The organism is Microbacterium sp. (genome assembly GCF_044508325.1).
GTDB lineage: Bacteria > Actinomycetota > Actinomycetes > Actinomycetales > Microbacteriaceae > Microbacterium.
The window spans coordinates 28,957-43,137 of record NZ_JBIQHX010000013.1 but is presented as its reverse complement, the minus strand read 5'-3'; the positions used below and the strand labels follow the sequence as shown (position 1 = coordinate 43,137).

12 protein-coding genes and 1 tRNA gene are annotated in these 14,181 nt (G+C 69.7%); 7 read left to right on the top strand and 6 right to left on the bottom strand.

Translation table 11 applies throughout. The annotated features are described in order from the left end of the window. Window positions 1–12: 12 nt before the first annotated feature. From ACIWQI_RS11330 to ACIWQI_RS11315, 4 genes are read left to right on the top strand one after another with little or no spacing between them, the layout of a single operon-like run. Window positions 13–225 (top strand): PLDc N-terminal domain-containing protein, encoded by a 213-nt coding sequence (locus ACIWQI_RS11330; RefSeq protein WP_396657501.1) that lies wholly within the window; start codon window positions 13–15, stop codon window positions 223–225. A 59-nt stretch (window positions 226–284) separates the two neighbouring features. Continuing rightward, complete coding sequence (locus tag ACIWQI_RS11325; protein ID WP_396657500.1) at window positions 285–1,757, top strand: malate:quinone oxidoreductase; 1,473 nt, start codon at window positions 285–287, stop codon at window positions 1,755–1,757. A gap of 46 nt (window positions 1,758–1,803) precedes the next feature. Then, a complete protein-coding gene (locus tag ACIWQI_RS11320) occupies window positions 1,804–3,810 on the top strand; it encodes a DUF2207 domain-containing protein (protein ID WP_396657498.1) in 2,007 nt (668 codons plus the stop codon). Between the two features lie 33 nt (window positions 3,811–3,843). After that, window positions 3,844–4,503: a thymidine kinase gene (locus ACIWQI_RS11315; protein WP_396657496.1), complete on the top strand. Its 660-nt coding sequence runs from the start codon at window positions 3,844–3,846 to the stop codon at window positions 4,501–4,503. Here ACIWQI_RS11315 and ACIWQI_RS11310 read toward each other — a convergent pair whose 3' ends face one another. Next, complete coding sequence (locus ACIWQI_RS11310) at window positions 4,504–5,346, bottom strand: DUF1295 domain-containing protein (RefSeq protein ID WP_396657495.1); 843 nt, start codon at window positions 5,344–5,346, stop codon at window positions 4,504–4,506. It lies immediately after the preceding gene. Between the two features lie 27 nt (window positions 5,347–5,373). Between ACIWQI_RS11310 and ACIWQI_RS11305 the strand changes: the two genes are divergently transcribed. Continuing rightward, window positions 5,374–6,633 (top strand): alpha-hydroxy-acid oxidizing protein, encoded by a 1,260-nt coding sequence (locus ACIWQI_RS11305; RefSeq protein ID WP_396657562.1) that lies wholly within the window; start codon window positions 5,374–5,376, stop codon window positions 6,631–6,633. Here the strand turns inward: ACIWQI_RS11305 and ACIWQI_RS11300 are convergent. The 4 genes from ACIWQI_RS11300 to ACIWQI_RS11285 form a co-directional block, all read right to left on the bottom strand. Next, complete coding sequence (locus ACIWQI_RS11300) at window positions 6,608–7,381, bottom strand: HAD-IIB family hydrolase (protein ID WP_396657493.1); 774 nt, start codon at window positions 7,379–7,381, stop codon at window positions 6,608–6,610. The two genes, ACIWQI_RS11305 and ACIWQI_RS11300, sit on opposite strands and share 26 nt — an antisense overlap. Before the next feature lie 22 nt (window positions 7,382–7,403). Beyond that, window positions 7,404–7,480, bottom strand: a tRNA-Pro gene (locus ACIWQI_RS11295). A gap of 89 nt (window positions 7,481–7,569) precedes the next feature. Further along, on the bottom strand, window positions 7,570–8,517 hold the full coding sequence (locus ACIWQI_RS11290) for a metallophosphoesterase (protein ID WP_396657491.1): 948 nt from the start codon (window positions 8,515–8,517) through the stop codon (window positions 7,570–7,572). Next, window positions 8,514–11,135 (bottom strand): transglycosylase domain-containing protein, encoded by a 2,622-nt coding sequence (locus ACIWQI_RS11285; RefSeq protein ID WP_396657490.1) that lies wholly within the window; start codon window positions 11,133–11,135, stop codon window positions 8,514–8,516. The genes ACIWQI_RS11290 and ACIWQI_RS11285 overlap by 4 nt, the downstream gene beginning before the upstream one ends. Window positions 11,136–11,235: 100 nt before the next feature. On the opposite strand from ACIWQI_RS11285, the gene ACIWQI_RS11280 reads away from it, so the two are divergent. Both ACIWQI_RS11280 and ACIWQI_RS11275 read left to right on the top strand, forming a co-directional pair. Further along, complete coding sequence (locus ACIWQI_RS11280) at window positions 11,236–11,454, top strand: hypothetical protein (protein ID WP_396657488.1); 219 nt, start codon at window positions 11,236–11,238, stop codon at window positions 11,452–11,454. A 12-nt stretch (window positions 11,455–11,466) separates the two neighbouring features. Continuing rightward, window positions 11,467–11,934 carry a RidA family protein gene (locus ACIWQI_RS11275; RefSeq protein ID WP_396657487.1) on the top strand — a complete coding sequence of 156 codons (468 nt, stop codon included), beginning with the start codon at window positions 11,467–11,469 and terminating at the stop codon, window positions 11,932–11,934. A gap of 18 nt (window positions 11,935–11,952) precedes the next feature. On the opposite strand, the gene acs is transcribed toward ACIWQI_RS11275, so the two are convergent. Further along, complete coding sequence (gene acs / locus ACIWQI_RS11270; protein WP_396657485.1) at window positions 11,953–13,932, bottom strand: acetate--CoA ligase; 1,980 nt, start codon at window positions 13,930–13,932, stop codon at window positions 11,953–11,955. Window positions 13,933–14,181: the final 249 nt, after the last annotated feature.

Genomic DNA, 14,181 nt, shown 5'->3' with positions numbered 1-14,181 from the left:
CCAGGAGGAGCAATGACCGGCAAGACCGAACTGCAGAATCCGGCCGCGAAGCTCGTGCTCGGCGTCGTGGGCATCATCCAGGTCGCGTTCGCGTTCCTCGCCTTCTGGGACCTCGCCCACCGCGACTCCGCGGAGGTCAAGGGTCCGAAGCCTGCGTGGATCCCCGTCATCCTCGTGAACTGGATCGGCCCGGCGACGTACTTCCTGTTCGGCATCCGTCGCTGACGGCAGGGCCTGCCCGGCCCGGGCACAGGGCACCCTCGCGCGCGGCCTAGAATCGAGGGGTGACTGCAACCGTCGACGTCGTGCTGATCGGCGGCGGCATCATGAGCGCGACCCTGGGAACCCTCCTCAAAGAGCTGCAGCCCGACTGGTCGATCGTCGCCTTCGAGCGCCTCAGCGATGTCGCCCAGGAGAGCTCCAACGCGTGGAACAATGCGGGCACGGGGCATGCCGCCCTGTGCGAGCTGAACTACATGCCGCGGGGCGAGGACGGCTCGCTCGATCCCGCCAAGGCCGTGCAGATCAACGAGCAGTTCCAGCTCAGCCGCCAGTTCTGGTCGACGCTCGTCGAGCGCGGCGTTCTGGACGCGCCCGAGACGTTCATCAACCCGACCCCGCACATGACGTTCGTGCGCGGCGAAGAGGATGTCGCGTACCTCAAGGACCGGTACGAGGTGCTCAAGCAGCAGCCGCTGTTCTCCGGCATCGAGTACAGCGAGGACTCCCGGGTCATCAACCGGTGGGCGCCGCTGCTCATGCAGAAGCGACGCAAGGGCGAGCCGTTCGCCGCGACGCGCGTGCCGGCGGGCACCGACGTCGACTTCGGCGCGCTGACCCGGCAGCTCTTCGACGCCCTGCAGGATCGCGGGGTCGACGTGGTCACCGACACCGAGGTGCGCAGCCTCAAGCGCCAGGGCGACGGGACGTGGCTCGTGAACTACCGCCGGACCGTGGGCCGCACGCCCGGTCGCGTCAGGGCGCGCTTCGTGTTCGTCGGCGCCGGGGGCTGGGCGCTCAAGCTCCTGCAGTCCTCCGGCATCCCCGAGATCAAGGGATACGGCGTCTTCCCGATCGGGGGCCAGTTCCTCAAGACCACCGATCCCGCGATCGTGGCGCAGCACCAGGCGAAGGTGTACTCCAAGGCATCCGTCGGCGCACCGCCGATGTCCGTCCCGCACCTGGACACACGCGTCGTCGACGGCGAGTCGGCCCTCCTGTTCGGCCCCTTCGCGACCTTCAGCCCCAAGTTCCTCAAGCAGGGCCGCATCACCGACATCGTCGCGCAGGTGCGCCCGGGCAACATCGGGCCGATGCTGAAAGTCGCCCTCACGAACTTCGACCTCATCAAATACCTCGTCGGCGAACTCACCAAGACGCATCGGCGCAAGGTCGACAGCCTCCGCGTGTTCATGCCCACCGCGAAGGACGAGGACTGGACCCTCATCCAGGCCGGGCAGCGCGCCCAGGTGATGAAGAAGGACCCCGAGAAGGGCGGCGTGCTGCAGTTCGGCACCGAGGTGGTCGCCTCCGCCGACGGCACCATCGCCGGGCTGCTGGGCGCGTCACCGGGCGCCTCCACGGCTGTGGCGATCATGCTGAACCTGCTCGAGCGGTGCTTCCCTGACCGCTTCGCGCAGTGGAAGCCCGCACTGAAGGAACTCGTGCCCAGCTTCGGAGAGTCGCTCAACAGCGATCCCGCCGCCGCGCAGGAGACCCTCACCGAGACGGCAGAGGCGCTCGCCCTCAACGCATAGCGGTCCCGCCTCGTCCGGCGGGTGCCGTCCCCCTATCCTGGGGAGCATGAGTTGGATGCCGCGGCTCGCCGCAGCCCTCACGGCCGCCGCGGCACTCGTCCTGTCCGCGCCCGCGGCGGCGCCTGCAGCGGCGGCTCCGGTGCCGCAGGCCGCGCTCGCGGCATCCGTCGTCGCCGACGTCGACGATTTCTCGTTCGACTCTTTCGACGCCGACTACTACCTTGTGCGCGGCGCCGCCGGACGCCCCCTCCTGTACACGACCGAGACGCTCGTGGCGGCCTTCCCGGACTTCGATCAGAACAAGGGGATCGTGCGGCGGCTGCCGCGCACCGGCTCGGGCATCGACCTCGACCCGTGGGTCATCTCCGTCACGGGGGCGGACGGCGCCTTCATCCCCTGGTGGATCGAAGAGGACGACGAGTGGGTCTACGTGCTCACCGGGACCGACGACTACGTGCACGGGCGGCAGACGTACGTCATCTCGTACGTGATGAGCGACGTCGTGCTGCGCTATCCCGACGCCGGCGCCGACGAGTTCTACTGGGACACGGTGGGCACCGACCACGCGCAGCCGTTCGCGCGGGTCACCGCGCGCGTGCACGTCGCGCCCGATGCCACCGAGCGGCTGCTGCCGGGGCGCGCGTTCTGCTACGTCGGCGAAGCAGGCTCGACCGACCGCTGCACCATCGACGAGCAGCGCACCGCTGCGGCGTTGCCGCCGGAAGTCCGGGACTGGGCCGCCGCCGCCGGTGCCGACTGGGCCGCCGACGCGTCGGCCGAGGTCTCCACCGTGGTGTTCACGGCGACGGAGACCGACCTCGGGCCGGACGAGAACATCACGGTCGCCGTGGGCTTCGAGCAGGGCACGTTCGCCGCGCTCAGCGCGCCGCCGCCCCCGCCGTACCCGTGGTGGGAGTGGATCGTCCCCGTCATCGCGCTGGCCTTCGGCATCATCGGTCTGCCGATCGTGCTGGTGCTGCGCGCGTTCCTGAAGCGCAACCCCGACCGGTCGCCGGTCATCGTTCAGTACAGCCCGCCCGAGGATGAGTCGCCCACCCTGTCGGCCGGCGTGCTCGGCGTGCCGTCGCGCGCCCTGGCCGCGCACGTGGTCGACCTCGCGGTCCGCGACATCATCGAGCTGCGCGCGTCGGGTGCGCGCGAGGTCGCCGACGACTTCGATGTGGTGCTCGTCACGCGTGCCGGCCTCGACCCCGACGACCGCCGCGTGGTCGACACGCTCTTCGGACGCAAGGCCGAGCCCGGGGCCACCATGCGTCTGGGCGCGTTCGCCCGCAAGCCGCCGGGCCGCGCGGTGACCTACGTGCGGCGCATCGACGAGGCCACGGTGCAGCGCGGCTACCGCGTCAAGCGGCCGTCGTGGATCGGCGGCGTCAAGTCGATGCTGCAGTTCGGAGGCCTCCTCGTCGCGATCCTCCTGCTGTTCACGGGGCAGCCCGAGGTGCTCGCAGACCTCGGCACCGCCGGCGATGTCCTCTATGTGCTCGCGGCCGTCGCCGGATTCGGCACCTTCATCGTGCTTCCGTTCGTGCGTCTGCCCGAGACCACTCTCACGCTCGCCGGCGGAATGCATCGCACGTACCTGGAGGGGATCCGGGACTATCTCGCCCTCGCCGAGGAGGACCGGCTGCGCGCCGCGCAGTCGCCGCGGACGGCCGACCTGGTCAGCGCCGGGCGCCGGCCGTTCGGCGATGCGCCCAACGAGCCCGGGGCAGCGGTCGTCAACCTCTACGAGCGGCTCCTGCCGTACGCGGTGCTGTTCGGCATGGAGGATGAGTGGGTGCGCGTGATCAGGCAGGCGCAGCCGGCGGTCGCCGTGACGAGTCACGTCCTCCTGTTCCAGGCGCTGGAGAGCTCGAGCCTCATGGATGCCTCGTCCGCGGCCGGCCGCCTCGCGGCGACCCCGGTCTCCAGCGGCTCGTCGGGCAGCTCGTCGGGCAGTTCGTTCTCCAGCTCCTGGTCGTCGTCCGGCGGCTCCAGCGGCGGCGGGTTCTCCGGCGGGGGCGGAGGAGGCGGCGGCATCGGCGGCCGCTGAGCCCCGACCATCGCCGCCCTCTAGAATCAGCGGGTGGCCAAGCTCTACTTCCGCTACGGCGCGATGAACTCCGGCAAGTCCACCGCGCTGCTGCAGGCCGCGCACAACTACGAGGAGCGCGGTCAGCAGGTGCTGCTGGCCAAGCCCCGCATCGACACCAAGGGCGCCGACCAGATCGAGAGCAGGCTCGGGGTGACCCGCACCGTCGACTTCCTCATCGGAGGCGACGACGACCTGCGCGGGCTGTTCGCCGAGCACCGCTCCGCCGTGCAGCACCGGCACGACGAGCTGACCGGCCTGCACCGTCCGCCGGCCGACGTCGCCTGCCTCCTCATCGACGAGGCGCAGTTCCTCACCCGCGCGCAGGTCGACGATCTGCTGCGCATCGCGGTGCTGGACGGCGTGCCGGTGCTGGCCTACGGCATCCGCACCGACTTCCGCACGCAGGCCTTCCCCGGCTCGCGCCGGCTCCTCGACCTCGCCCACAGCCTGGAGGAGCTCAAGACCATCTGCCGCTGCGGGCGCAAGGCGCTGTTCAACGCGCGCCAGGCCGACGGCCGCTTCGTGTTCGAGGGCGACCAGGTCGCCATCGACGCCACCACGATGCTCAGCGAGGGCGGGGCGACCGAGGTCACGTACGAGTCGCTGTGCGCCGAGTGCTATCTGCGGGAGTCCGGCGGGCGCCTGGGCTGATCAGATCGTCGCCTCGGCACGCCGCCGCCGGCGCGGCAGTGGGACGATCATCGACGTCGTGCGCTGGTACTCGGCGTACGCGGGGTACTTGGACGCCGTGATGGATTCGGTGAAGATCGTCGAGCCGATGAACAGGGCGGTGAGCAGGACCGGTCCGGCGATCGACGCGTTCAGCGCCCCGCCCCACAGTCCTTCGCCCGCCGCCAGGGCGGCGACCGCCCCGATCACGTAGAAGACCCACCACTGCGCCTGCTCGAAGAAGAAGTTCGGATGCCGGCTGTACCGGAACATGCCGGTGGTCGCGAACCCCGGCGGCAGGTCGCCTCCGGCACGCCGCTTCGCCTGGTGGAAGTCCCACTGCTGCTGATCGGCGACGAACTCTCCGCCCAGCAGTGCGACGAACAGCACGGCGAGCACCGCGTCCCAGACGCCCACGGGGGCGGGATGCAGCCATGCGACATATGCCGGAAGCGTGATGAGCACCAGCAGGGCGTTCTGGAACAGCACGATGAACAGCACGTTGAACACCTGGAACTGCCACGGCTTCATGCGCGCGCGCAGGATCGCCCAGCGGTAGTCCTCCATGCCCGTGTAGCCGCCCTTGCGGGCGAAGTTGAACGTCAGCCTGGCCCCCCAGGCGGTGACGAGCCCCGCCATGAGCAGCAGGCGTGCGTCGGGCCGGCCGGCGATGACCGCTGCGAGGGCGAAGACCCACACGTAGACGACGGGCACGACCGACCATGCGCGGTCGACCCACGACGTGTCCTTCGTGAGGAGCGAGGCGATCCAGCACAAGGCGCACGTCACGCCCGCGACGATGAGGACGAGGGAGAGCGGATCCATGTGCATCAGATTAGTCTCGGGTAGGTGATGGTCCAGCGACGGCTGCCCGTGCCCTCCGAAGTCTTCCAGCTCCTGAAGTTCAGAAGGCCCGAGCTCAACGGCCGGAAGCGCCGCCTCTCCGGCGCTCTCACCATCGCCGATCTGCGGCGGATCGCGAAGCGACGCACACCGAGGGCGGCCTTCGACTACACGGACGGCGCCGCCGACGGCGAGGTGTCGCTGGCGCGGGCGCGGCAGGCCTTCGAGGACATCGAGTTCCACCCCGACATCCTCAAGCCCGCGACCGAGGTCGACACCTCCTGCCGGATCCTGGGCGCGCCCTCGGCGCTGCCGTTCGGCATCGCGCCGACCGGGTTCACGCGCCTCATGCACAGCGAGGGGGAGCGGGCCGGGGCGGCGGCGGCGGGGGCCGCAGGCATCCCGTTCACCCTCTCCACCCTCGGAACCACCTCGATCGAGGACGTCCGCAGCGCCGATCCGGACGGGCGGCTGTGGTTCCAGCTGTACGTCATGCGCGACCGCGAGATCTCCTACGACCTGGCGCGGCGGGCCGCCGCAGCGGGGTTCGACACGATCCTCTTCACCGTCGACACCCCGGTCGCAGGAGCGCGGCTGCGGGATCGGCGCAACGGCTTCTCGATCCCGCCGCAGCTGACCCTGCGGACCGTGCTGGACGCGATCCCGCGCCCGTGGTGGTGGTTCGACTTCCTCACCACGGCGCCGCTGGAGTTCGCGTCGCTGACCTCGACGGGCGGCACCGTGGGCGAACTGCTGGACGCGGCGATGGATCCGACGATCTCGTACGACGATCTCGATGTCATCCGCGAGCTGTGGCCGGGCAGGATCGTGGTCAAGGGAGTGCAGACCGTCGCCGACGCGCGACGTCTGGTCGACCGCGGCGTCGACGGCATCGTCCTGTCCAACCACGGCGGCCGACAGCTCGACCGCGCGCCCGTCCCGTTCCATCTCCTCCCCGACGTGGTCCGCGAGGTGGGGCCCGATGCCACGGTGATGATCGACACCGGCATCATGAACGGCGCCGACATCGTCGCGTCGATCGCGCTGGGCGCGAGCTTCACGCTGATCGGCCGCGCCTACCTCTACGGGCTCATGGCCGGCGGCCGCGCCGGGGTCGACCGCGCGATCCAGATCCTGCGCGGCGAGATCGAGCGCACGATGAAGCTGCTCGGCGTCTCGTCACTGGAGGAGCTCGAACCCCGCCACGTCACCCAGCTGCGGCGGCTGGTGCCCGCCTCGGCGGTCAGCGCCGCGGAAGCGTCGGGATGAGCTCGTCGAGGAAGGCGACGGTGTCCTCCCACCCGGTCACGGCGTGGCAGCGCACCCCGAGCGCGAGCACCGGATAGTCGTTTCCGTCGGGGTCGAGCCGATCGCCGACGAAGAGCATGTCCTCCAGCGGGATCCCCGTCTCGGCGGCGAGCTGCCGCATCCCGTACGCCTTGTCGATGCCCCGGTGCGTGATGTCCACGGAGGTGGAGCCGCCCGAGCGGACCTCGAGGTCGGGCAGACGCTCCGCCACTGCCGCGCGCAGCGTGTTCTTCTTGTGCCCCGTCGGGTCCCACGCGATCTTCGCGTCCAGCGGTGCTCGCTGGCCCAGCGCCGAGAAGGTGATCTGCGAGCCGCGGTCCTCGACGATGTCGCCCCAGGTCTGCGCCTCCCAGAACCCGAGCCGGCGCGCCTCGTCCTCGACCGCGGCCATGGCGCGGGCGCGCTCGTCGGCGCTGAGCTCGTGCGCGTACCGGGCGGTGAAGTCGGTGCCGTCGTAGCGGTAGTACTGGGTGCCGCAGGTGGGCATGAGGTGGATGCGCTCGAGGGCGGAATCGGATGCCGGCGGCAGCCGGTCGACGACCTGCGACCGGAACTGGGCGATCTGCCCGCCGGAGATGACGGCCACCTCGACGCGCTCTGCGAGCTCGATCAGCCGCTGGCCGATGCGGGCGGGGATCGGCGACTTCGAGGGCGCAAGCGTGTCGTCGAGGTCGAAGGCGACGAGGCGGGGGATGGCTGTGTCAGTCATGGTCCTGGCGCGAATCATCGCGTGGTCGGGGTGACAGGATTTGAACCTGCGGCCTCTTCGTCCCGAACGAAGCGCGCTACCAAGCTGCGCCACACCCCGTGGCAACCCCCCGAGTCTACCTGACTCTGCGGGCGGTCACGGACGCGGGCCGCGACCGGAACGGTCCGCGCGGCCGACCGTCCGCGGCCTCAGGCGGGCGTGAGGGTCAGGAGCGAGACCTCGGGCCGGCAGGCGAAGCGCACCGGCGCGTAGATCGAGTGGCCGAGGCCGGCGCTCACGTTCAGCGGCGCCGTGCGGCCCGAGCGCGTCCACGAGCTCAGTCCGCGCGCCTGCCGCAGCGGGATGTCGCAGTTGGCCACCAGGGCGCCGTAGCCGGGCACCCGCACCTGGCCGCCGTGGGTGTGGCCGGCGAAGATGAGGTCGGCGCCGTGCGTGGTGAAGACGTCGAGGACCCGCCGGTACGGCGCGTGCGTGACCCCGATGGTCAGCGGCTCCGGATCGGTGTGGCTGGAGCCGTCCGCTTCGCGGAGCTCGTCGACCATGCCGGGCACGAGGTCGAGACGGTCCAGCTCGCGGTGGGCGTCGCCCACCCCGAACGCGTCGATGCGGTGACCGCGCACCTCGAGCGAGACGGCCGCATTGTCGACGCTGTGCCAGCCGAGGCCGTCGAGGTAGGCGTCGAGCGCCTGCGTGTCGAGCTGCTGCACCGCGATGTGACGTCGGGACGGTCCGGAGAAGTATGTGAACGGGCTGCGCGGGGCCGGGGCGACCAGGTCGTTGGACCCGTGCACGTAGAGACCCGGGATGCCGCGCAGCGGCTCGAATGCGGCGCGCACGCCTTCCAGCCCGTCCCTGTGGCCGAGGTTGTCGCCGGTGCTGACGATCAGGTGCGGACGCAGTGCGGCCAGCGAAGCGATCCAGCGCTGCCTGCCGCGCTGCCAGGGCGCCATGTGCACGTCGGAGATGTGCAGGATCCGCAGCGTCTGGGTGCCCGGTTCGAGGATCGGCAGCGTGTGTCGACGCACCGTGTACAGGTGCCGTTCGATGCCGATGCCCCACACCGCCGCCGCCGAGCCGGCCGCCCCCACCGCTGCGAGAGCGGTGAGGGCGGTGCGGTGAGAGCGGCTGCCGGTCACGGGCGCTGGCCGCCGCCGCGGCAGCGCTCGTCGGTGAACACGAGCGTCACCCGCGTGTTGCGGTTCGTGACGGTGCCCTCGCCGGGGCTCACCGACACCACCAGGCCGGACCCGTCCTCCGCCTCCTGGCATTGGATGTCGACATTGCCGAAGCCGGCGCCCATCAGGGTGTTGCGGGCCTCCTGATACGGTGCGCCGATGAGCCCGCCGGGGATCGAGACGCCCTGCCCGTTGCTCGGGTGGATCGTGACGGTCGTGCCGCCGGCGACCCGGCCGGCGCCCGGACTCTGGTCGGCGACGATGCCCTTGCCCTCGGGGGAGTCGACGGCCGAGCCGACCTTGACCTCGAAGCCCGCGTTGTGCAGGGTCCGGGTGGCGTCGTCGACCGACATGCCGATCACGTTGGGCAGATCGCGGTAGATCGTGCGCGTCAGGTTCTTGTCGGGGCTCGGGAAGCTGTCGCCGCCGTACAGCGAGTTCGCCTTCCGCTGGATGTCGCGGGTCAGGTAGAACCGCATGTACGCGACGTTCGTGCCCTTCGCGGAGTTCGAGAAGACGTCGCCGTCGCCCTTCGCGTTGCCGACCCACACCGCGGTGGTCACCTTGGTGCTCGACTCGATGAGCCACGTCTGGGTCTTGTTGTGCGTACCGGTCTTGCCGATCACGGGCGTGTCGCCGCCGGGGTTCCCGGCGGTGCCGGTGCCGCCGGTCATGACCGTGCGAAGCGCGTAGGCGGTGGTCGCGGCGACCGCCGGGTCGAGCTTCTGCTCGCAGGAGCTCTTGGGCAGCTGCAGCTCGTTGCCTTCGGAGTCGGTGATGCGGTCGATGGCGCGCGGGGTGCACAGCACGCCCTTGTTGGCCACGGCCGAGTAGGCGCCGGCCATCGCGATGGGAGCGACGTTGTTCGAGCCGAGGATCGAGAACTGGGTGGTCATGTCGACCGGGCCGGTGCCGTCGGCCTTCTCGACGCCGAGCTTGGTGGCCACCTTCTTGATGTCGCAGAGGTCGAGCTCCTGCGCCATCGCGAAGAAGCCGGAGTTCATCGACGTGGTGGTGAACCGCAGCGGGGTGCCGACGAAGCCGGGGGCGTTCCCGGAGTTGGGCACCATCTTGTCCTTGGCCTGACGTACCCAGTCGCCCTCGCACGAGTTCGTGAAGCGATCGAAGTTGCGAGCGCGCCCGTTGAGCACCTCGTTGAGCGAGTGGTCCTTCTCCAGCCAGTCGACGAGCGTGAACAGCTTGAACGTCGAGCCCGAGGGGAACCCGATCGAGCCGCCGGTGTTCTTGTCGCCGGCGTAGACGAGCGAGGTGTACGACTTGTCCTTCTTGGCAAGTTCGGCGCTCTCGCTGAACTTCGTGTTCTGCGCGATGGCGAGGATGCGGCCGGTGTCGGCCTCGATGCTGGTGGCCGCGGAGCCGAAGTCACCGCCGGACTCCCCGCCGCGCAGCCGGAGCTTGGCCGGCGTGTACTTCTCCATCGTCTTGGCCGCGGTCTGCTGCAGCTCGAGGTCGAGAGTCGTGTAGATCTGCAGCCCGCCCTGCTTGAGCGTCTTCTGGCGGTCCTCCCACGTGTCGCCGAACGTCGGGTCGTTCGAGATGATCGACTTCACGTACTGGCAGAAGTACGGCGCCACGCTCACCGCACAGCCGGTCTTCGGCTCGGTGATGTTCGGGGTCAGCGGCTCGGCCTTGGCCTCGTCGTACTGCTCCTTGGTGATCTTGCCGTCGGCGAGCATGCGGTCGAGCACGTAGTTGCGGCGGACCGTCGTGTCGGCGTAGCCGTCCTCGGCGCTGTTCGTGTAGGTGTCGCTCGACGCGTGGTAGAACGAGCCCTCGGGCCGGTCGATGCGGAAGTTGTTCGGGTTCTGCACCATTCCGGCGAGCGTGGCCGCCTGGGAGAGGCTGAGGTTCGCGGCGGACACGCCGAAGTAGTACTTCGCGGCCGCGTCGATGCCGTAGTTGGTGCCGCCGAAGTTGGCGATGTTGAGGTAGCCGAGCAGGATGTCGTTCTTCGAGTAGCGCTGCTCCAGCGCGATCGCGTACCGCATCTCCTGCAGCTTGCGCTGGTAGCCCTCGGTGCCCACAGCCGTGGTCGCCTGGAGCCAGCAGCTCTGCTTCTCGTCCTCGGTGGTCGCGTTCCACTCGCACTTCTGCACGAGCACGTTCTTGACGTACTGCTGGCTGATCGACGATCCGCCCTGGGTCTCGCCGCCGCCCCGGAAGTTCTGCAGCAGGGCGCGGGCGGTGCCGATCATGTCGATGCCGCCGTGCTCGTAGAAGCGCGGGTCCTCGGAGGAGAGGATCGCATCGAACATCACCGGGGCCACCTCGTCGTATGTCACCGGCGATCGGTTCTGGTCGTAGAACTGCGTGTCGACGACGTACTCCTCGGTCTTCGGATCCATGTAGTACAGGGTCGTCGGAACCATCAGCGCGTCGATGTCGAGGTAGCTGGGCAGTCTGTTGAACAGGTTGATGGCGTTGTCGGCCGCGTTGCTCGTGAGGGCGATCGCCGGGGTGACCGTAGCGGTCACCAGAACACCGGCCACGGCGGCGAGACCGATCAGGCCTGCGAAGCCGCCGAGCACCCCCCTGGCTGTCCGTTTCGTTTCGGGCATAGGGTTGATCGTAGGGGAGTTAGCTGTGGGAAGCCTTGAGAACACAGGCATCCACAGCACTTTTCCGACATGGATCAGGCAGTTCTTGCACGGGAGAAACATGACCACCTGGGAGTACCTCACCACGCCGCTGATCGTCCACAACACCGCGGCGATCCTCAACAACTGGGGCAAGCAGGGGTGGGAGCTGGTGCAGGTGGTGCAGGGCCCGGAAGGCGGTCTGGTCGCGTACCTGAAGCGGCCGGTGGGCGAGTCCGGCGGGACGGCGAACACAGGATTGGATGCCGCGGCCGACGCGGCACGCAGGTTCGAGGACTGATTGGGGATCGACGTGGCAGTATCCGAGCGGCTGGCTGAGCTGGGCATCGAGCTTCCGGAGGTGGCGACACCCGCGGGCGCCTATGTTCCGGCGAAGGTCCATTCCGATCTTGTGTACACGTCGGGGCAGCTGCCACTGGTGGCCGGAGCGCTCTCGGCCACCGGGAAGGTGGGCGAGGGTGCCGGGCTCGTCTCCCCGGCGGACGCGAAGGACTGCGCCCGTCTGTGCGCGCTGAACGCCATCGCGGCCGCGGCTGCCGCGGTGGGCGGGGTGGACCGCCTCGACGGCGTGCTCAAGGTCACCGGGTTCGTGGCCTCGGTCCCCGAGTTCACCGGGCAGCCCGGCGTCATCAACGGCGCCAGCGAGCTGCTCGGCGACGTCTTCGGCGAGGCCGGCAGGCACGCGCGCTCGGCGGTGGCCGCGCCGGCGCTGCCGCTGGACACCCCGGTCGAGGTCGAGGTCGTCTTCACCTACTTCTGACCGGCCGGGCCCTGCCCGTCACTTCAGCTGGGCCGAGATCACGCTCATGACGGCGGTGTCGGCGAGGGTCGTCGTGTCGCCGACCTCGCGGCCCTCGGCGACGTCGCGCAGCAGACGCCGCATGATCTTCCCGGAGCGCGTCTTGGGCAGCTCGCTGACGATGTAGACGTCGCGGGGCCGGGCGATGGGCCCGATCTGCTGCCCCACCCACTGCCGGAGCGTGTCGGCGAGCCCCGCGGGCGAGTGCTCGGCGAGGAACGACTCCTTGATGATGACGAACGACACGACCGCCTGGCCGGTCGTCTCGTCCGATGCGCCCACCACGGCCGCCTCGGCGACGGCGTCGTTGCCGACCAGGGCCGATTCGATCTCGGCCGTCGAGAGCCGGTGGCCGGAGACGTTCATGACGTCGTCGACGCGTCCCATGAGCCAGATGTCGCCGTCCTCGTCCAGACGCGCGCCGTCGCCGGCGAAGTAGTAGCCCCGGTCCTCGAACTTCTCCCAGTAGGTCTCCCGGAACCGCTCCGGGTCGCCCCAGATGCCGCGCAGCATGCTGGGCCAGGGCCTGGTGACCACCAGCAGCCCGCCGTTGCCGCTGCCGACGTGCTGACCGGAGTCATCCACGACATCCACCGAGATCCCCGGCAGCGGAACCTGCGCCGCCCCGGGCTTGGTCTCGGTGATCCCCGGCAGCGCCGAGATCATGATCGCCCCGGTCTCGGTCTGCCACCAGGTGTCGACCACCGGGGCGGTCTTGCCGCCGATGATCTTGCGGTACCACATCCACGCCTCGGGGTTGATGGGCTCGCCCACCGAGCCGAGCAGGCGGATGGACGAGAGATCGAACTTCCGGGGCACCTTGCGGCCGATCTTCATGAACGACCGGATGGCGGTGGGCGCCGTGTAGAAGATGGTGACCCCGTACTTCTGGATCACCTCCCACCACCGGCCCGGGTGCGGGGTGTCGGGCGTGCCCTCGTACAGCACCTGGGTCGCCCCGTTGGCCAACGGCCCGTACACGACGTACGAGTGGCCGGTCACCCATCCGATGTCGGCGGTGCACCAGAACACGTCCGTCTCGGGGTGCAGGTCGTGCACGACCCGGTTGGTGAACGTGCACTGGACGAGGTAGCCGCCGGATGTGTGCAGGATCCCCTTGGGCTTGCCGGTGGTGCCCGACGTGTAGAGGATGTACAGCGGGTTCTCGGCGGGGAAGGGCTGCGCCTCGTGCTGGTCCGAGGCATTCGGCACGGCCTCGTGGTACCAGATGTCGCGACCGGGGGTCCAGTCGATGTCGTTCCCGCCGCGGCGGACCACGATCACGTGCTCCACCGTCTCCTGCGGACCCGACCCGCCGCGCTCGCCGAGGGCCAGGTCGACCGCGGGCTTGAGCGGCGACACCTTGCCCTTGCGATACCCGCCGTCGGCGGTGATGACCACCTTCGCGGCGGCATCGTCGATCCGCGAGCGCAGGCTGTCGGCCGAGAAGCCGCCGAACACGACCGAATGGATGGCACCTATCCGCGCGCAGGCGAGCATCGCCGCCACCGCCTCGGGGATCATCGGCAGATAGATCGCGACCCGGTCGCCGTGGCCGACGCCCAGCTCCTGCAGCACGTTCGCCAGGCGCTTGACCTCATCGGTGAGCTCGGCATAGGTGACGCGGCGCTCGTCGCCGTTCTCGCCCTCCCACAGCAGCGCCACCCGGTCGCCGATGCCCGCCTCCACGTGCCGATCGAGGCAGTTGTACGCGACGTTGAGCTCGCCGTCGGCGAACCACTTCGCGAACGGCGGATTGTTCCAGTCCAGCACCTCGGTGAACGGCGTGTGCCAGTGCACGAGCTCCCGCGCCCGCTCCGCCCAGAAGCCTTCGAGATCCTCAGCCGCCTGTTCGTAGAGCTCCGCGGTGGCCACCGCCTGGGCGGCGAACTCCGCGGGCGGCGCGAAGCGCCGCGTCTCGTTCAGGAGGTGATCGATCTGGCTGCTCGCTGTGCTCATCTGATGTGCGCTCCTTCGCGGACGGGACGGGCTGCCGACGCGTCGCCGGCCACTCGCCGACAATACCGCCGCAGGACCGACTCGTGCGGCTCGTCCGATATATCGGTTCCTGTGTTGGGTGCGGGCGGGCGAGTGCGTATGCTCGACAGCGGCCGAACATCGGTTCTGGCATTGCAGCCGCCCGAACGCCCCCCAACGGGCTGCTGCGTGTGGCGGCATCCAATTCCCCCCTGTTGGATGCCGCCCTTT

Bases quoted from the DNA above. Each gene is read 5' to 3' on its own strand.
- ACIWQI_RS11310 (WP_396657495.1), bottom strand. From the start codon at position 5,346: ATGGATCCGCTCTCCCTCGTCCTCATCGTCGCGGGCGTGACGTGCGCC.
- ACIWQI_RS11285 (WP_396657490.1), bottom strand. From the start codon at position 11,135: ATGCCCGAAACGAAACGGACAGCCAGGGGGGTGCTCGGCGGCTTCGCA.
- ACIWQI_RS11305 (WP_396657562.1), top strand. From the start codon at position 5,374: ATGGTCCAGCGACGGCTGCCCGTGCCCTCCGAAGTCTTCCAGCTCCTG.
- ACIWQI_RS11330 (WP_396657501.1), top strand. From the start codon at position 13: ATGACCGGCAAGACCGAACTGCAGAATCCGGCCGCGAAGCTCGTGCTC.
- ACIWQI_RS11300 (WP_396657493.1), bottom strand. From the start codon at position 7,381: ATGACTGACACAGCCATCCCCCGCCTCGTCGCCTTCGACCTCGACGAC.
- ACIWQI_RS11280 (WP_396657488.1), top strand. From the start codon at position 11,236: ATGACCACCTGGGAGTACCTCACCACGCCGCTGATCGTCCACAACACC.
- ACIWQI_RS11320 (WP_396657498.1), top strand. From the start codon at position 1,804: ATGAGTTGGATGCCGCGGCTCGCCGCAGCCCTCACGGCCGCCGCGGCA.
- acs (WP_396657485.1), bottom strand. From the start codon at position 13,932: ATGAGCACAGCGAGCAGCCAGATCGATCACCTCCTGAACGAGACGCGG.